The sequence below is a fragment of the Gemmatimonadota bacterium genome (assembly GCA_026705765.1).
Taxonomy (GTDB): domain Bacteria; phylum Latescibacterota; class UBA2968; order UBA2968; family UBA2968; genus VXRD01.
On record JAPPAB010000091.1, the window covers coordinates 12,872 to 31,005 of the forward strand.

At 50.7% G+C, this 18,134-nt stretch carries 16 protein-coding genes; all 16 read right to left on the reverse strand.

Annotated elements, in window-relative coordinates:
• Window positions 1-32: 32 nt before the first annotated feature.
• The 16 genes from OXH16_12040 to OXH16_12115 all read right to left on the reverse strand — a co-directional run bounded on the left by OXH16_12040 (window position 33) and on the right by OXH16_12115 (window position 17,958).
• A complete protein-coding gene (locus OXH16_12040; GenBank protein MCY3682122.1) occupies window positions 33-866 on the reverse strand; it encodes a hypothetical protein in 834 nt (277 codons plus the stop codon).
• A gap of 11 nt (window positions 867-877) precedes the next feature.
• Window positions 878-1,657, reverse strand: a complete 780-nt coding sequence (locus tag OXH16_12045) for a phytanoyl-CoA dioxygenase family protein (protein MCY3682123.1) — start codon at window positions 1,655-1,657, stop codon at window positions 878-880.
• A 13-nt stretch (window positions 1,658-1,670) separates the two neighbouring features.
• Window positions 1,671-2,765: a muconate cycloisomerase gene (locus OXH16_12050; GenBank protein MCY3682124.1), complete on the reverse strand. Its 1,095-nt coding sequence runs from the start codon at window positions 2,763-2,765 to the stop codon at window positions 1,671-1,673.
• 133 nt (window positions 2,766-2,898) lie between these two features.
• Entirely contained in the window at window positions 2,899-3,729 is an 831-nt protein-coding gene (locus OXH16_12055) for an urease accessory protein UreD (GenBank protein MCY3682125.1), read from the reverse strand.
• Complete coding sequence (ureG, locus tag OXH16_12060) at window positions 3,729-4,451, reverse strand: urease accessory protein UreG (protein ID MCY3682126.1); 723 nt, start codon at window positions 4,449-4,451, stop codon at window positions 3,729-3,731. The genes OXH16_12055 and ureG overlap by 1 nt, the downstream gene beginning before the upstream one ends.
• 10 nt (window positions 4,452-4,461) lie before the next feature.
• Complete coding sequence (locus OXH16_12065) at window positions 4,462-5,130, reverse strand: hypothetical protein (protein ID MCY3682127.1); 669 nt, start codon at window positions 5,128-5,130, stop codon at window positions 4,462-4,464.
• Between the two features lie 2 nt (window positions 5,131-5,132).
• Window positions 5,133-6,836, reverse strand: a complete 1,704-nt coding sequence (ureC, locus tag OXH16_12070; protein MCY3682128.1) for an urease subunit alpha — start codon at window positions 6,834-6,836, stop codon at window positions 5,133-5,135.
• On the reverse strand, window positions 6,823-7,587 hold the full coding sequence (locus tag OXH16_12075) for an urease subunit beta (protein MCY3682129.1): 765 nt from the start codon (window positions 7,585-7,587) through the stop codon (window positions 6,823-6,825). Before OXH16_12075 ends, ureC begins: the two co-directional genes overlap by 14 nt.
• Before the next feature lie 13 nt (window positions 7,588-7,600).
• A complete protein-coding gene (gene urtE / locus OXH16_12080) occupies window positions 7,601-8,320 on the reverse strand; it encodes an urea ABC transporter ATP-binding subunit UrtE (protein ID MCY3682130.1) in 720 nt (239 codons plus the stop codon).
• A gap of 20 nt (window positions 8,321-8,340) precedes the next feature.
• On the reverse strand, window positions 8,341-9,114 hold the full coding sequence (urtD, locus tag OXH16_12085) for an urea ABC transporter ATP-binding protein UrtD (protein MCY3682131.1): 774 nt from the start codon (window positions 9,112-9,114) through the stop codon (window positions 8,341-8,343).
• A 1-nt stretch (window position 9,115) separates the two neighbouring features.
• Window positions 9,116-10,210, reverse strand: coding sequence for an urea ABC transporter permease subunit UrtC (urtC, locus tag OXH16_12090; GenBank protein MCY3682132.1), 1,095 nt, complete (start codon window positions 10,208-10,210; stop codon window positions 9,116-9,118).
• A gap of 12 nt (window positions 10,211-10,222) precedes the next feature.
• A complete protein-coding gene (gene urtB, locus OXH16_12095) occupies window positions 10,223-11,896 on the reverse strand; it encodes an urea ABC transporter permease subunit UrtB (protein MCY3682133.1) in 1,674 nt (557 codons plus the stop codon).
• Between the two features lie 92 nt (window positions 11,897-11,988).
• The gene (locus OXH16_12100) at window positions 11,989-12,888 is read right to left on the reverse strand and encodes an outer membrane beta-barrel protein (protein ID MCY3682134.1); all 900 of its coding nucleotides are present in this window, start codon (window positions 12,886-12,888) and stop codon (window positions 11,989-11,991) included.
• Between the two features lie 49 nt (window positions 12,889-12,937).
• The gene (gene urtA / locus OXH16_12105) at window positions 12,938-14,203 is read right to left on the reverse strand and encodes an urea ABC transporter substrate-binding protein (protein ID MCY3682135.1); all 1,266 of its coding nucleotides are present in this window, start codon (window positions 14,201-14,203) and stop codon (window positions 12,938-12,940) included.
• A gap of 321 nt (window positions 14,204-14,524) precedes the next feature.
• Window positions 14,525-15,118 (reverse strand): hypothetical protein, encoded by a 594-nt coding sequence (locus tag OXH16_12110; GenBank protein ID MCY3682136.1) that lies wholly within the window; start codon window positions 15,116-15,118, stop codon window positions 14,525-14,527.
• A 62-nt stretch (window positions 15,119-15,180) separates the two neighbouring features.
• The gene (locus OXH16_12115) at window positions 15,181-17,958 is read right to left on the reverse strand and encodes a fibronectin type III domain-containing protein (GenBank protein MCY3682137.1); all 2,778 of its coding nucleotides are present in this window, start codon (window positions 17,956-17,958) and stop codon (window positions 15,181-15,183) included.
• Between the last annotated feature and the right edge of the window lie 176 nt (window positions 17,959-18,134).

Consider the following 18,134-nt stretch of genomic DNA (forward strand, 5'->3'; position numbering starts at 1 on the left):
AAAATCCAAACATAAAAGTGAAAAAACGACCTCTAAGACCACAAATAAACCTCGGGGTCATCCTCAGACATACCAATAAACGACGCCAGCACAACGCGGGGTTGAGAGCCTGCGACAAAAGGAACTTCGTGAATCGTCTCCGAATAAAAAAAGTAGAGATCCCCCGGGTCCAGATTGACCTGCACGCGCGCAATACCCTCCTCCTCTGCGTATTCGCGAAACCGCCTCTCCTCCAGAGGGCGTTGAAACGCCGGCGACATAGGCGCCCTGTACAGGACCCCCTCACCGCTATCCCCCCGATCCTCACTATTCTGAAAACACAGCACACCCGCAAACTGATGTCTGAACCGGGAAACCGTAAAATTGTAGCGCTTGGAACGCTTGGACACGGAATCGTAATGCGGGTAATGCCCCACACCCTCGTGATAAGTTCTAAAAATAGAGGGACCGTAAAGACGACCATCAACGCTCCGAGCCGTCATAACCCGCTTATCCGGCAACATCCTGGCAAGCGCGTCATACAGCGTCTTCACGGGATCCTCATACCCATCAAACAAATACGAGAAAAGATCATGCGTCTGACGAGAATGTTCGTAAAAAGCATCTGGATCATTCCCGTGGTGACCCAGACTCGTACCGATATCGACCCGCCGAGGACTACCATCACCCACCTTGCGCGGATCGTAGAGCAAACCGCGCTCGTAAAACCGCTCAATAAGCGCCGCACAGTGATCCGACGGAAACGCGCGACGCACGATAACAGCGGGAATATCGCTCGCCATCATCGCATCGAACGGCCGCGGAACCTGCGCGAGAATCTCATCAACCGTACCCTCAACAGGGGACCAGATCGCTGTTTGAGACATCGCAATTTCTCCTAATCTAAAAACTCAAGCACTCTCATTCGGTCAATCCAGCGCTGGCGCCTCGGATCTCCGTGGACATTTGCCAGCCAGTGCGGCGGATGGATCGGCTCTGCAGGGCGATCAAATCTGACCGCAGTATCCGCATTCGACCTCCCCTGCTCCCGCGTCACGCGCTCTTCCTCAGCAGTCTTGGGATTATTGTAATAGACAGCCGTACACATCCGGCGATCGACACCACCACCAAGACTCGCATGCCAGAGCCGCAGGTCAAAAGCCACCACATCTCCCGGCTCTGACGCACACACAAAAGCCGGTACCTCGTCGAGATCCAGGCGAGACGCTTCTCGCGCCTGTCGCAACTCATCGTGAAAAGGACATATATGTGACCCCGGTAACACGCGCAACGCGCCGCTTTGTGCATCTACTGGCTTGAGATAAAAAGCGAACTTAACGCCATACTGGTGAGGACTCCGCGTATCCGGATGCCACTGTGTATCGCCCACATAGCGATTGGCATCGCAAGCCACGCCAAACACATCCTCCCCGTAGAGCTGCTCTGCCACCCTGCAAAACCTGAGATCTTCCAGCAAACCCGCAAAAAAGGGCGTATCCGGTCCCAGCATAGGCACCCAATGCCGACGCGTACCGTCAAAAGGCGCGTGTCGATACGCCGCTGTCAGAGCATGCTCGAACTCCTCGTTAATCGTCTTCAACTCGTCCTGATCAAACACCTGCCGAAGAATCAGAAATCCGAACGTCTTAAAATAGTGGACCTCTTGCTCCGTCAGCATAAGCCCCCCTATTCTAAGACACAGAACTCAAAGGCTCTGAAATCGCGGCAACCTTCTCCTCATCCAATTCCATCCCCAACCCCGGACCTTCTGGCAAAATCACATAACCCTTCTCGTATTGTATGCGCTCCTTAACCACATCGCTCTCATACAGCAACCCACCTGTCGGATCGCCCGGATAATCGAGATTTTCCACCACAGAACCAAACGTCGCCTGAGCCGCCACGCCAATGGACAGCTCCTGCGTCGTACCCACCAGACACGACAGACCAGCCGCATCGGCAACCTGCGCGATATGCAGCGCATTTGTAAATCCCCCTGCACCCGACAAACTGATATTAAAAATATCGACATACCGGTGCCGGGCAAACTGATAGGCCTGATCCAGTGAACTGACGTGCTCGCTGATGGGCAAATCAATCCGCTTTCGCACCTCGTATTGACCCTCCAGATCTCTCCGGTCAGAGACTGATTCCAGATGAAAAGGCCTGTAATACCTCAGCAAAACATCCAGCGCCTGCACCACCCGTTTCCACTTGTGCGCGCCGCTAAAATCGAGCGACTTCAACACAAACTGATCGCCCCAGGACGACTTCACCCCATCCAAAAAAATCTCATCCGCCTCCACATTGCCGCCGTGATACAGCCGAAACAGATCCTGCCCCTCCTTCATCCGGCGATTGACGCGCGCAATATTCGCCTCCGCATCTTCCCTGGAATAATTCCTGAAAATCGGATAACACACGCGCCACTTATCCCTCAGCGCCCCGCCAAACACACCCGCAACCGACTGCCCCTGAATCTTGCCGACCAAATCGAAAAGACCGATCTCAAACCCCGCTCGAATCGCCCCACCCATTCGGAACCGGGACCTCGCTTCAATGGTAATCGTGCGCCACGCCAACGGATCCTTCCCCACGAGCAACGACTCGTAGGCACCCTTGACATCATTGAGATCGTACATAACACTCCAGTCGTTCACATCGGACATCTCCCCCAGACCGATCAATCCCTCATCAGTGTGAATGCGAACAATAACGTGACGAGACAAATGTCCAGTCTCACGCCTCGACGCAACGGGAGTCAAATCAACGCTCGTGATCTTCATAACCAAACTCCTTTGCCAGAAAAACAAGACAAATGACGCATAAATGGGCGTATTAACCTCAAACTAACGCATTTTTTTGGCAATATCAAGTAATACTGGAAATTAGGAGCCGGGTGACTGACTGCTAACCACTTCAATACTTTCGCGCCAGCGGATCTGCACCGAGAACATTGGGATGGGCAATTGCATCGCGGAGGGCTGTATAGAGAGGAAGAAGGCACTCGACATTTTGCGCGAGGGATCGTATCACAAAAAAATCGGGCCTTGGGGAAGCGAAAGAAAGCAATAGAGAATCCTGCGAGAATTTCAACAAAGGAGCGAGCGCTTGGGAAAGACTTTCAACCAAACAGCTAAAACGCGCGGAATTACCCGCAACAAAAATATTAAAAACAACACCATAAGCCCCAAACGCACCCGTATGTACCGGCGACAACGTCCCCGGCTCGGAATAATAGCGCTCGATCAGAACCGGGCGTTCCGCCGTATGCACAGTAATATCAGACCGGTAACTCGTGTACCCAAAACACTCGCCAAAAGCCACGCGTCCAGCCGTATGACCATCGGCAAGCACCAGACACGAATCAGACGCCAGATGCCACGTCTGCTCCTGCTCAAAAACACTTCGCGAGTATGGAACAACGGGATCGGGCAAAACAACGGCAAGGCCCCCGGCCTCAACCTCACCGCCAATTATTTGCTTACACGGAATACCATTGGGACTCTTATAAACTTTGGTAAACGCCTGAGTACCCAGATAAAGAGCTGCCCCTTCGCCACAGCGCACACACAGCGTCGTCGCATCCCCCTCCACCATACCGCCCCCATAACTGGAAAGCACAACAGCGCAATAATCGCCCTGTGCGGCGGGATTGAGCAACTTCAAAGGCGCAACTGAGCGACAGGCAGTAAGGACAGAATGGGAGCCATTGCGAGTCACCTCAATTTGGGAAGGGAGGGAAGACATCATCGCGCCTGAGGTGACAGAACAGACCTGCGTGCATCGAGAACATGCTCGATAATCTCGTCAAGCCCCGACCCGTGTTTGAGACAGGCAAAAAGCGTGGGACCATCGCCGCGCATCTTCTTTGCATCCCGCGCCATAACCCCCAGATCTGCACCAACCAGATCAGCGAGATCGGTCTTATTAATAACAAGCAAATCCGATTGCGTAATCCCCGGCCCCCCTTTTCGGGGAATCTTATCCCCAGCAGAAACATCAATCACATAAATCGCGTAATCAACCAACTCCTTGCTAAAATGCGCCGCCAGATTATCGCCGCCACTCTCCACAAAAAGCAAATCGATATCGCACCCAAAGCGAATCATCAAATCCTCAAGCGCATTCAAATTCAGCGAAATATCTTCCCGAATAGCTGCATGCGGGCATCCGCCCGTCTCAACCCCAATAATGCGATCGGCCTCAAGCGCCTCGTGACGCAAAAGAAACTCGGCATCCTCACGCGTAAAAATATCATTCGTAACCACGCCAAGACTAAACCGGTCGCGCAGAGCTTCGCACAGCACGCGAACAAGCGCCGTCTTCCCCGTACCCACCGGACCGCCAACCCCCACGGTAAACGCGCGCTGAGAAAAATCGCGATCGCAGAGAACCGACTCGCGCAGGGCAAAGTCACCGGCAGAATCAAAAGGCTCGTGAGAATGATCGTGATGGTGATGATCGTGCATAACAAATCCTCTAACTCTGAAACAACCGCGAATACAGATACTCGTGCATACCCTGTGCAATATCCCATTGGGGAGCACAGCGCGTCGCACACTTATAATCTACCTGCGCGACAGAAGTCATAGCACTAATCGCCGTCTTGTGATGGCGTTTTTGCAACCGCGCGGCTTCGAGAGGACCAATCTGCCCCAGGCGAACAGCCGCACTGATCTGATCGCGCAAAAACTGATACATAAAAATCCGACACGTCTGCCCGCGTTTAAGCCCTGCAATCCGGAACGTCGCACCAAAAACAATCGTATAATGAGCCGGCACAGGTTGTGCAAGCAACGTCTCGTGCAACCGCGCCATTGCATCCGAAAAATACAAATCGCGCATCAGCCGCAACAAATTGCGACCCTGCACTCCACTGCCGCGGACAATCGCCGGTGCCGTGAGCATCGCGTCGTACGCGAGCAGCATATCCGTCAAATTTTCGGGAATCAAATCACCCTTAAAACACGCATTAACAAACGGAATTTCACCCCTTGCTGTCGCGTGAATCACCGTTTGAAGATACGCATCCAGATCATCAGAAGACCGCAACAACCCCATCTGTTTGGTGGCCTCCAACCCATTGGAAAAAGCATATCCACCCGTAGGGAAATTGCTATCGGCAAGTGTGAGAAGATCGAATAGCATAATCAAAACAAATTATAAAGCTGCGCCAGCGGCAATTTCTCCGCCGCCTCACAGGTGAGCAACTCGCCATCGACCGTAACGCTATAAGTCTCCGGATCAATATGAATATCGGGAATAAAATCGTTGAGCTTCATATCCTTCTTCCCAATATCCCGACAATTGGACACCGCAACAACGCTCTTGGACAGATCATAAGACCCAACCGTATCCAGCGAAATCCTGGAGACAAAAGCGAGAGACGCAGAACCCACAGCATTGCCATAAGCGCCGAACATCGGACGCGGATACACGGGTTGCGGCGTGGGAATCGAAGCATTTGGATCGCCCATCTGCGAATATGCGATTATGCCTCCCTTAATCACCATCTCGGGTTTTGCACCAAAAAAAGATGGCTTCCAGAGCACCAGATCCGCGAGCTTGCCCACCTCAACCGAACCGATATAATCGCTCAAACCATGAGCCATCGCGGGATTAATCGTGTACTTGGCGATATACCGCTTCACACGCCCATTATCATGCCCCCGATCACCGCGCAGTGCACCGCGCTGCTCGCGCATCTTATGGGCGGTCTGCCACGTGCGACAAATAACCTCTCCCACGCGCCCCATAGCCTGACTATCCGATGCAATAATCGACAGCGCTCCCATATCGTGCAAAATATCTTCTGCCGCAATCGTCTCCTGCCGGATACGGCTCTCGGCAAACGCCACATCCTCGGGTATATTCTTATCCAGATGATGACACACCATAAGCATATCCAGATGCTCGTCAATCGTATTCGCCGTAAAAGGCCGCGTGGGATTGGTAGAAGAAGGCAAAACATTCGCCTCGCCACAAAGACGCATAATATCCGGCGCGTGTCCCCCACCCGCACCCTCGGTGTGATACGTGTGAATCGTGCGCCCCTTAAAAGCCGCACAACTCTGCTCCACAAAACCCGACTCATTGAGCGTATCGGTATGAATCGCCACCTGAACATCGTATTCATCGGCAACCGAGAGACAGGAATCAATAGCAGCAGGCGTCGTACCCCAGTCCTCGTGGAGTTTAAGCCCGCATGCACCCCCTTCAATCTGTTCAATAAGCCCCTGCGGAAGCGAAGAATTGCCCTTGCCCAAAAACCCAAAATTGAGGGGAAAAGCATCACTCGACTCCAGCATCATGCGAATATGGTGCGCCCCCGGTGTACACGTCGTAGCATTGGTCCCCGTCGCCGGACCCGTACCACCACCCAGCATAGTCGTAATACCCGAAGCAATCGCCTCCTCAACTTGCTGAGGACATATAAAGTGAACATGCACATCGAGCGCGCCGGCAGTGAGCACATGACCTTCACCCGCAATAACCTCGGTCGTAACCCCCACGATGAGATCCGGATCAACACCCGACATAATATCGGGATTACCCGCCTTGCCAATACCGGCGACACGCCCGTCTTTAATCCCAATATCCGCTTTGTATATCCCCGTATAATCAACGACAAGCGCATTCGTAATAACGAGATCCAGCGCCCTATCCTGCGACACACCCGTAGCCTGGCCCATACCATCGCGCAGCACCTTACCCCCGCCAAACTTGCACTCATCGCCGTAAATCGTATAATCGTTCTCCACCTCAACGACGAGATGGGTATCGCCCAATTGAACGCGGTCTCCCGTCGTGGGACCGTACATACTGACATAAGCGGTTCGATCAATCTGAGACATTTGGAATCCCCTTAAATCCACCATCCCCCGCCCTTTGCAAAGCCACTGCCTTATTCTCATCGATCTGCCCCGAAATAAGGCCATTCCCCCCATAAACCGTGCGGTTGCCGGCAATAGCCACGAGATCAACCGTCCTGCTCTCGCCCGGTTCAAAACGCACGGCAGTACCGGACGGAATATCGAGACGGAAGCCATAGGCCTTTTCGCGATCAAACAAAAGCGCGGGATTAACTTCAAAAAATGTATAATGCGAACCCACCTGTATCGGACGATCACCGGTATTGGTCACAGAAAGAGAAATCGTCTCCCGATCCGCATTAAGCGTAATTGGCTCAACCGCCGTAGTCTCGGCACCCGGCATTTTTGAAACCGTATTATCCGGCGACCAGGGCGAGCGAACGCGCGCGAGACCCGAACCGTACAACGCGAGATCAGAATCGCCTTCTACGCGACAAATAGGATGGTGAACCGTCACCAGCTTCGTCCCATCGGGAAACGTACCCTCCACCTGCACCTCGTGAACCATATCCGGAACACCGGGCAAAACATCTTCCGTACCCAGCAACTGCTTACCCTTGTCCATAAGCGCGGCAACGGACTCGCCATCGCGGATAAACTCGAGAAGCTGTGCCGCGATAAGCGACACGGCTTCCGGATAATTGAGACGCAAGCCCCGGGCATACCGCTTCTGCGCGAGAAAACCCGCGTTGTGAAGCATCAACTTGTCAATTTCTTTGGGCGATAAATACATGGAAAATCCCTGCTCAAAACGTAAGGTACTGCTTAATACTCTCATCCGACAGCTCATCCGCAGAACCGCACAACGCAATCGTCCCGCGATCCATCAAATAAAAATAATCGGCAATCTGCCGGGCAAAATCAAAGTACTGCTCCACCAGAATAATGGTGAGATTCCCTTGATCCTTCAGATGGATCAACACATTCTCGATATCGAGAATAATCGAAGGCTGAATACCTTCTGTAGGCTCGTCCAGAATGAGAATATCCGGATCGCCAACAAGCGCACGGGCAATGGCGAGTTGCTGTTGCTGTCCGCCACTGAGATTCCCACCCATACGATCTTGCATATCGGCCAACACGGGAAAAAGATCGTAAACCAGATCCTCCGGCAAAGTTGTAAGACCATCTGCACGCGCCTCCAAACCAATCTGCAAATTCTCATTCACCGTCAGCCTGGGAAAAATCTCGCGCCCCTGCGGCACATAACTCAAACCCGCACGCGCCCGCAAATCTGGTGCCTGCCCCGTTATATTCACCCCATTCAACAGAATATTCCCTCCCCGAGGTTGCAACAAACCCATAATCGTCTTGATAAGCGTCGTCTTCCCAACGCCATTGCGCCCCATAACCGCCACAATAGCCCCTCTGGGAATATCCATATCAATATCGCGTAAGATCAGACTCTCGCCGTAATAAACATCCAGACCTCGAACGGTAAGCGCGGTATCTGTGATCGTCGTCATTAAAATCCTATCCCATCCATTCAATGCTGCGCACTACCCAAATAACATTCAATAACCCGGGGATCATTTTGCACCTGATCCATCGATCCTTCAACGAGCACCTTGCCCTCGTGGAGAACCGTAACAGTGCGGGCGATCTGTCTCACAAACTCCATATCGTGCTCAATAACAATAATCGCGTGATTCATAGTCAGGCGTTCGAGAAGCTCCCCCGTCTTAACCGTCTCTTCATCCGTCATACCAGCGGCGGGTTCATCAATCAAAAAAAGCTCGGGATCTTGCAAAATAACCATCGCAATCTCCAGCCACTGTTTTTGCCCGTGCGAAAGCGCATCGGCAACCGTATGCAGATGGTCAGCCAGACCCGTCTGCTCTGCAACAGCCTGGATGCGATCGCGATTCTTATCCGACAGACGCGAAACAAGTGAAAAGAGAACCGTGCGGTCGGTCTTGAGCGCCAGCATCAAATTCTCGTACACCGTGAGAGAAGTAAAAACAGACGGCGTTTGAAACTTGCGTCCAACACCCGCCTTGACAATCGCATCTTCGCTCATTTGCGTCAAATCGAACTCCTCAGGCGTCAGACCGAACTTCTCAAAACGCGCACTGCCGCGATCGGGTTTGGTCTTCCCACACAAAACATCGAGAAACGTCGTCTTACCCGCACCATTTGGACCAATAACAACGCGCAATTCCCGGTCGTGCAGGACAAACCCATCTATATCGAGCGCGACAAATCCATCAAAGGACACGCGCAAATTTTCAACAGTCAACAGAACTGGATCAAAAATCATATCAATCCTGGCTTTCAGCAGGCACAGGTGCTGAGATGCGTATGGGAAAAAATCGCTTCAAACTACTTATCTCTATCTTAGACCTCAGACCAATAAGACCATCGGGAAAAAAGAGCACAACACCGATAAAAAGGAATCCCAAAAAGTAGAGCCATGTACCGGGAAACGCACCCGTCAAAAAACTGTAGAGAAGATTCACAAGCACCGCGCCAATAATCGGACCAATCAAAGTCCCCCGCCCGCCAACAGCAACCCATATCACCATCTCAATAGAAGCCTGCACATCCATCCGACCCGGTGTAATAATCCCGGTCTGAGGCACATAGAGCAACCCACCCAGAGCACCGAGCATACTGGCCATCACAAAAACAAATACCTTGTAGCTCATAACGCGATAGCCGATAAAACGCAACCGATGCTCACTATCGCGAACCGCAATAAGCACGCGACCGAGCTTGGATTTCACTATAAACCGGCAGAAAAAGTAGGAAACAAAAAGCGTGACAAAAGCAATGATATAAAGACCGCGTTTGCTCGCCGGATCGGCCAACTCAAAACCGAGCAACGTCTTAAAATCCGTCAACCCATTGGTACCGCCGAGCATGGTCTCATTTCGCAAAAAAATAAGCCAGACCCCCAGGGCAAGCGCCTGCGTAATAATGGCAAAATAAACTCCCTGGAGCCGGCTGCGAAAAGCCAGAAACCCAAAAATAAGCGCAATAATCGCCGGAACCATAAGCGCCAGAATAAACGCAAATGTAAAAGTGTGAAAAGGCTCCCAAAAGATGGGCAATTGCTCCACGCGATTCCACACCATAAAATCGGGCAACGCACTCCCATAAACCCCTTGCGTCCCCGTCTTGAGCAGCATATGCATCCCAATCGCGTACCCACCCAAACAAAAAAAGAAAGCCTGACAAAGCGAAAGAATACCCGTATATCCCCAGATCAGATCAATCCCCAGAGCGGCAATCGCAAAACAAAAATAACGACCCCAGAGATTTAACGTCGTATCAGAAAGCAACCCCATAGCATTGAGCACGGGCGCGGCAATGCCAAAGAGAAGGAATACGATAATGGGACGGTAATAAGTCATAAAATATCTCGTCTATTCATCCCTCCCCTTCGCGGGAAAGATACCTGTGGGACGCAACTGTAAAAAGAGGATAATAAGACCCAAAATGAGAACCTTGGCATACACGGCTTCGGCAAAGGGTTCAATAACCTTATTGGAAACACCAATACCGAGACCCGCCACAATAGTCCCCAAAATTTTTCCAACACCGCCAACGACAACCACGAGAAAAGCATCGACAATATAGGTCTGCCCCATATTCGGCACGACATTGCCAATAAGCGTCATAGCCCATCCCGCGATCCCTGCGATACCCGTACCGATAAAAAACGCAATCGCATCAACGCGACGGGTGGGAACACCCATACAAGCACTCATCTCGCGATTTTGTGTAACAGCGCGCAACCGAAGGCCAAACCGGGTCTTAAAGAAAAACGCGGCCAAACCAATCAGAATAACAGCCGTGAGACCAATAATAAAAATCCGGTTATACGGCAGCATAACCTGCGGCGCCAATTCGAAACCACCACTGAGAATCTGGGGCAGCTTGACAGCCGTGAGATCGCCAAAAATCGTACGCGCGAGTTGCACCAGAATAAGACCAATCCCCCACGTAGCCAGCAAACTCTCGAGCGGACGATTGTAAAGACGGCGAATAACCAGAGACTCCACAAGCAAACCCATACTGCCAGCCGCGAGAAATGCAACCGGCAAAGACAGCAAAAAAAACAGATCGATATACGCAGCGGGCAGGACAATCATACAAATATTCTGAACAATAAACGTAAAATAAGCCCCAACCATCATAAACTCGCCGTGCGCCATATTGATAATACCCATCTGCCCATAAATAACCGCCAGACCAAGCGCAATCAGAATCAAAATAGACCCCAGACTGAGACCGACAAAAGCAGTCTGGATCACCATCATAATCTGGTTAAAAGTTTCCAACCCCTGAATCGCATTTCGTATCTCGTTCCGAACCGCGGGATCCAACTCGGCAATATTGCCACTGGCATCGGGTTCAACACGCGCGCGCAAAAAAGAAAGAACAAATGTATTATTGAGTCCACCCAGCGCTTTAGCCGCATTGAGACGAACTTCGGGACTGGGATGTGCGAGTTCGAGCTTGCCCAGAGCAACGCGCATCAAATTTTGAATACTACTATCCGTTTCTTTCTCCAGAGCATCGCGCAACATGGCAATCGCGCCCAGACCACCGCGATTGCCCAGCGTCTCTACAGCAACGCGGCGCTTGCCGGGATCCGGATGAAAAATCTCCATCTGCGTGAGAAAGGGTTGAATAAGCGCGCGGATGCGGCGGTTGCTATCAATCTCTTCCAGATCGATCAGCGGCGCAATAAGGGGCTTGCCCTCATCGTCTAAAATGGGATGGCGTTTGGGATAGGCGGTATAGAGCGGGGCGAAGGTATCGCCATAATCGTCTTCTTGCATTTCGCCGATAATGACGAGTTCGTTATTCTTCAGATAGAGTTCACCGTTAAAAAGCGCGACCATCAAGGCGTAATAAGCGACATCTTGTGCATCCGAAATAGCCTTGACAGCCGTTGTAATACTATCGCGGTTATTGCTAACAATGCGCCCGAGTTGCAACTGGTGATCCATCTGTGCATGGACGGAAGATGCGCTCAGAATGAAAACCAGCGCACAGATAGAGCGCAAAAAATTGTGGCGTTGTATTTTCATGTGTTTAAGTCAGCACCACCACAGCGAGAGACACCGCCCGCCTGGGAGAGACCAGAGGAAAGCGGCATCCCTCTTTTGTGGGAGGTATAAAATTAAAACGTAAAAATAGATTCAAAAGCAAACCTGGTCACTTCGGAATCAATATCGCGACGCAATTCGGCCAACACACCCCAGTTATCGGTAATCGCGTAGCTGGGACTAAAAGTAATCTCCGTAAACTTTCCATCGGCATCTGTATCCAGACCGCTATAGCGCACCGTGGCACCAACCTTGTCGGACAAAGCCATATTGCCCATCAAAATCCAGCCATAGCCACCATTGCCACTTTCCCCCCAGTTCGCCAGATAATTGTATTCCGCAGCCAGTGTCACAGGACCCGTGGCATACATTCCCCAGGCATTGAGAAGCGACTGCTCAAAACCACCCATATCTTCCCAGAGATACGCGACCTTCGCCGTAAATGCTTCAACAGGTGTAAAAGCAACCTGTGCTTCAAAACCCAGATCGTCAAAGCTGGTATCGGTCCCATCCCACACACTGGAAACAACAGAACCAAAGAACCCGACCATGCCATTGCCAAAACCCACAGCGGCGCCATTTTGATAACCACCATAGACAAGCGTCGCAGAATAAGAATATTGATACAGACCCGTGGGTTCCGCGGTCTCCCAACCCGAACAACTCAAAAACTTACCGCCCGTAATGCTAACGCCATTCGGCGCTTTGTAAGTCACAAAAGCCTGCTCGAGATCAACAGAGCCACCACTGAGGCTATTGATATCAGCCTGGGCTGACAGCCCGTGTCCATAATTGTAAATAAAGTCAACTTCAAACTGATCAAAAGACAGACTATTGGATTTGGTTGCCGTATCATACGTTGACGACATATCGAAAAATCCCGTAACCGTGAGGTTATCTGTAATTTTGATCTGAGCAAATGACGAAGTGGCGGAAAAAGCCAGCAGCGCGAGAAGCAGCAACAGTTTTTTCATTTTTTTCTCCTGTTTTGTGGGCGGCGCAACTCGTTGCCCGCCCAAATTTTTACTGACCGAGCATATAGGTGCCCATGTACTTGACATGATCGCAATCTTTGTCCGCACTCGTGATATCGTCCCAGGGATCGGGAGCGACGAGACCATCGGTCTCATATACAATCTTGAATTGACCGTTCTTGCGGATCTCGCCAATCAGCACAGGCTTGTGCAAATGGTGATTCACCGGATCCATCATCACCGTACCGCCCGGACCGTCAAACTTGAGACTGTAAAGCGCGGGACGCACGGCATCAACATCAAAAGAACCGGCTTTCTCCACTGCGGCCTTCCACAGATAAACCCCCACATAAGACCACACGATGGGATCATCTGTAACCCGCTTGGCACCACCGGGCAACCCATTTGCCGCGCAATAATCCTTAAACTTCTTCACAAATGCGCGATTGTCCGCAGAGGAAATAGACTGGAAGTAATTCCAGGCAGCCAGATGACCGACGAGAAACTCCGTATCCATCGAGCGCAATTCATCTTCAGCAACAGAAAACGCCATAATCGGGCACATCGCCGACGTGAGACCCTGATTGGCAAATTCCTTGTAGAACGGAACATTGGAATCGCCATTAATAGTAGATAAAACAGCCGCATCGCCATTTGCTGCAAAGCGTTTGATCTTCTGAACTATGGTCTGATAGTCCTGATGGTGAAAAGGCGTATATTCTTCAATAATATTTTCTTCGGGCACACCCTTGTGCAGCAAGAAAGCGCGAAGAATCTTATTCGCAGTACGCGGGAAAACATAGTCTGTACCCAGCAGATAAAACTTCTTATAACTACCCCCTTCTTCACTCATCAGATATTCGGCAGCGGGAATCAACTGCTGGTTCGGTGTAGCACCCGTATAAATAATATTCCGAGAACACTCCTCCCCTTCGTATTGAACCGGATAAAAGAGCAAACCATTGCTCTCTTCAAAAACCGGCAAAACAGACTTGCGCGAAACCGAAGTCCAGCAACCAAAAGTCACAGCGACCTTCTCTTCCCGAAGCAGCATTTTGGCCTTCTCGGCAAACAGATCCCAGTCCGACGCCGGATCGACAACCACGGGTTCAATCTTCTTCCCCAGCACGCCGCCACTGGCGTTGATCTCTCCAACAGCCATAAGCACGACATCGCGCAGTGAAACCTCAGAGATAGCCATGGTCCCGCTCAGAGAGTGCAACACGCCGAGCTTAACCGTCTCCTCTGCATGAACAGAAAGACCTGTAGTGCACAGCAGGGCAACGGCAAACAAAATATTCAAAAACTTTTTCATACGTATGATACCTCCATCCAGTGTGTATGGTTTGTGATACATCGAAAAAACAAAATCTTCTTAATGAATAGGTTAGACTACAAAAAGCCTCCTTTCAACAAGTTGATACCCGATTAAGCAGGTCGTAGTCGAGAAATCCTTTTCTTGACTCTATAAAAACTTTACCCCATCGCAATACCCGATGATCGCGACGGGGTAAAAATTACAGTCTGATTATTTCCGAAAGATTAAACAGATATAAACTCGGTGTTTCTTAATTTTTGGGAATTATATTCAATAGTGCCGAAAAAAATACCCTAAAAATTTCGTTCCAACACAAAACTATATGCGTACTTCACCCTTTACATCCATACGCACAAGATATATGTTATCGTCATTCAAAAGTACTATCTTGTGAGTCTTGAGCAACCCAACAATCCAATCTATCCATATAGACACTTTTTTTATATAATACTCATAATCTATACCTTCCCCGTACAGATTTGATGCATGTAAACATCTATTGCACTCGCTATAAACGAAAAGAAGTTGCACCCGATCCATAAACTTTGTTTTTGCATCAACCAGATCCACAACTCCTTCATCTTCCGACGGTTTTTCCTCAACTGGTATAGGATAAAAGCCCGGATTTATGCTTTCTATATCCTTAATTATGTCTTTAGGACGCCAATGATCTTCAAATTTCTTCCTGTTTTGCTCAAAAATTGATTTATTTGCAGACAACGACGCCAGTACTATTAACTCTAAAATCTTACGAACTTGAAGTATCATTGATTCAACCTGCGTAGCCCGATACGCCACAAACAATTCCCCCTTATGCAGTCGTAATACAACATCTACCCTCTGTTTAATTTCCTCCATAATTTTAATATAGACTTCTATATCTGGTACTACCTCTACATTTTCTTTGCTCATAATATTCTCCCACAAAAAACAATTTCGGAACTAATCACCTAAAAACCACCGGCACTTGTGCATCATTTGCCAAAGCTCTCCACAAAGATCAGAAAATCGGAAATTCCAATCTCGCCATCGCCATCCAGGTCGTATTTTGACTCATATCCCTCTTGGCCTACCCTTGACCCAAAAGCATTATAAAAAAGCGCATAGTCGAAGCTATCCACAATCCCATTGCCGTCAAAGTCCGGAGAAGGCGGGACAGCCTTGCCCAGGGCAATATTCAGATCTACGGGTAGTACCTCGGCGTATTCCTCTCCCAAAACTTTCGCCCGTATCAGACGTATGTCTGTACCCGAAAACGCCTCTGTGGTGCGAAAGCGAATGGTGCCCATCAAACTGCCATCAACCACTGGATTTTCTTTCGACAACGTCATTCCTATACTCACAAAACCCCTTCCGGAAAGAGCCGAGGTGCCAGATACACTACCCCTGCTAAATCCCTCATAAACCACCTGCGTCGCATCGTATTCAAAACGCAGTGAAAAATTATCTATCGCTTGAAAATACGTACCAAAAATCTGGATAGAGAAAACCCGACCGGGAAAAACATCGAGAACAGACAGAGACTGATCTGCTTCAGCATCATCCACATCCAGAGAAACAGACGGCGTGGCCGTCTTACCAACACCCACGGGTGACCAGTCGCCATCGCCTGTCGCATTGCTCCCCCGCACCTGCACCACGTATGCGGTATTGGGCCTAAGCCCTGTAATAGTCGCACTCGTCCCGGTCACATCCTGCGGACCGTCCGTAAAGACCAGAATATCGCCCTGGTGGTAGCGCAAATCATAGCCCATAATCGCCGTGGGAAGCGCCTCCCAATTCACCGTCACACTAATCGCCGATGACCCCGTCACCACAGGCGCATCAGGCGCCCAGGGTAGTGGCTGACCAAAATACTCTTCAGACAGTGCAAAAGCATCCTCGCCAACCTGGACACCGATGATACGGGCAGGAATATCATCCACAGGTGGATGGATGCCGCCCCACAGACGCGAGAGAGAACTCTGATCTGAGGCGTCCTGATACGTGGCCCATTGCAGCACCACATCCACACTGGGACCTTCTTCAAAAACGAGAAAGCGATTGCGCTGGATGCGAAACTCGCCCATTCCCCCAGGGAAAAACGGATCGCCGGTGAGCAAAGTCAAAACTCTGGCACCGGCATTCGAGAAAACCGAATGCCCCGAGACATAGCCAGCAAAAGGCGGCGTCACAAAATTGGACCGCTGATACGGCCACCAGTTCTCGGCCAATACCCAGCCCACGCCGGCGATATCAGTCGCCGTATCCCTGACATAATCCGGACCGCGCCAGGCCTTCAATTTGATTTTGCCAATATGCTCGCCGTATGTGCCAGCGAGGGGATCGCTGGCTTTGACCAACTCGATATAGCCATCGACGAGCGGCAGACCAGCCGGGTCATAGCGCGGCAGGTCGGGATCGCTGCTCTGACCACGATCAGCCAGCCAGCGAACGGCCGAAATAGGACGGACATAATCGTACCATGACTTTATGCTCCACGCACTCACCGCGGCATCGTGCATAGCTCCCCCGATAGCCAGGTATGCCTTCACATCCCATTCCAGATCGTCGAGAATCGGTCCCTGTCCCTTAAAACGCTTCTCAAAAAGCGAATGGTCACTGACATAGTTGAGAATGCTGAACCAATGGCCCGGCGGCGTCTCGGTATCTGGACCATCGGCCCAAAATTCAGCCAGCACCCGGGCGTAGTCAGCCCGCGGCACCCACTGGTCTTCATAGGGCTGCCCAGTGTGGGGATTAACCGGATGGCCCTGGCTGGCATCACCGCCATCGAAAAAGTTATAGAACGCCTTATACTCGCTCAACGTCTGCGGCAATGTTGGGGCATTGCCGATAGCACCGGGCGAGATATTCCACAGGACGCCATCAGCCGGATCGAGATGGGACGACCACAGCGCGACGAGAGCAAAACCCCATTGATATTCTTCAGACGCCATTCTCTGTCCAGCGCGCCCATTGTTTTGTTGCTGGAAGTCTATACAGGGCGGCGGCCCCGGATCGTGGAAAACTGGATAGTTAATGCCGTCCCGCTGGTACATCGTCATGTCCTCTTCGCCGAGGGCAAAGGGCATCATGGAACCCCATTCTGGCGTGAGAAAATCGTCGTATTCTCCAACGATGAGAGGCTGCCAGAAATTGGGATCGATAAGACCGTTATGTCCCGTGCGGGAGGGATTTAAAGACGGATTGAGGGGTGTATAATAGCGACTACGGTAATCGCCTTGCTCATTGGCCCCGTCCTGCAAGCCGAACTGAATCAATTGCCGGGCGATATAGTTGCCCAGAGCCGCAGGGTTGCCGCTGGCATAGTCTGTGGAGGTGAAATTTGGATCGTATCCCAGTTGTACCATAAGCGTGCCAATGCGATTGAACGTCGTTCTCGCGCCGGGCGAATTGGCAAAGCGATGTTCTATGAGGCGATAAGCCGCATAGCTCATAGCCTCGTGGCGGGCCTCCTCTACATCATCGGGACGGGGCACACCGGCAAAAGGAACAGCAAAACCATTGACGGTTTTACCCAGCAAATAAGTCTGCTCGGGTCCATCGCCGTACACCGCCCATGCATCGTACAGTGCTATACTGGTGTGAAAAAGATTGCGTGCCTGGATTGTGGGAAAGGCTTTATCATGGCTAATCGCCGTCAACAAGGCATCGTTCCACTGCCGCGCCACCGAGTGCTGGGCAAGAGTTGGAGAGGCGGACAACGCGAGAAAAGTGAAGAGTACACAGATAAAAGGCTTTTTATACATATTATCTCCCTCCCGAGATAGTGTAGATGGATTAACTGGCATAGCTACTACAGACTATTTGAAAGGAGCAATATCCGTGCCAACTCTAATTATTTATATAACATATTGATTTTATTGAACATTTTTAATTTCTCTAAATTTCATAATTTTCACGATATATCATAAAAATCAACCGA

Coding starts and splice junctions, on each gene's coding strand:
- urtC (MCY3682132.1), bottom strand. CDS start 10,210: ATGACTTATTACCGTCCCATTATCGTATTCCTTCTCTTTGGCATTGCC.
- urtD (MCY3682131.1), bottom strand. CDS start 9,114: ATGATTTTTGATCCAGTTCTGTTGACTGTTGAAAATTTGCGCGTGTCC.
- urtB (MCY3682133.1), bottom strand. CDS start 11,896: ATGAAAATACAACGCCACAATTTTTTGCGCTCTATCTGTGCGCTGGTT.
- urtA (MCY3682135.1), bottom strand. CDS start 14,203: ATGAAAAAGTTTTTGAATATTTTGTTTGCCGTTGCCCTGCTGTGCACT.
- OXH16_12110 (MCY3682136.1), bottom strand. CDS start 15,118: ATGAGCAAAGAAAATGTAGAGGTAGTACCAGATATAGAAGTCTATATT.
- OXH16_12050 (MCY3682124.1), bottom strand. CDS start 2,765: ATGAAGATCACGAGCGTTGATTTGACTCCCGTTGCGTCGAGGCGTGAG.
- OXH16_12055 (MCY3682125.1), bottom strand. CDS start 3,729: ATGTCTTCCCTCCCTTCCCAAATTGAGGTGACTCGCAATGGCTCCCAT.
- OXH16_12100 (MCY3682134.1), bottom strand. CDS start 12,888: ATGAAAAAACTGTTGCTGCTTCTCGCGCTGCTGGCTTTTTCCGCCACT.
- ureC (MCY3682128.1), bottom strand. CDS start 6,836: ATGTCTCAGATTGATCGAACCGCTTATGTCAGTATGTACGGTCCCACG.
- OXH16_12115 (MCY3682137.1), bottom strand. CDS start 17,958: ATGTATAAAAAGCCTTTTATCTGTGTACTCTTCACTTTTCTCGCGTTG.
- OXH16_12045 (MCY3682123.1), bottom strand. CDS start 1,657: ATGCTGACGGAGCAAGAGGTCCACTATTTTAAGACGTTCGGATTTCTG.
- OXH16_12065 (MCY3682127.1), bottom strand. CDS start 5,130: ATGCTATTCGATCTTCTCACACTTGCCGATAGCAATTTCCCTACGGGT.
- ureG (MCY3682126.1), bottom strand. CDS start 4,451: ATGCACGATCATCACCATCACGATCATTCTCACGAGCCTTTTGATTCT.
- urtE (MCY3682130.1), bottom strand. CDS start 8,320: ATGACGACGATCACAGATACCGCGCTTACCGTTCGAGGTCTGGATGTT.
- OXH16_12040 (MCY3682122.1), bottom strand. CDS start 866: ATGTCTCAAACAGCGATCTGGTCCCCTGTTGAGGGTACGGTTGATGAG.
- OXH16_12075 (MCY3682129.1), bottom strand. CDS start 7,587: ATGTATTTATCGCCCAAAGAAATTGACAAGTTGATGCTTCACAACGCG.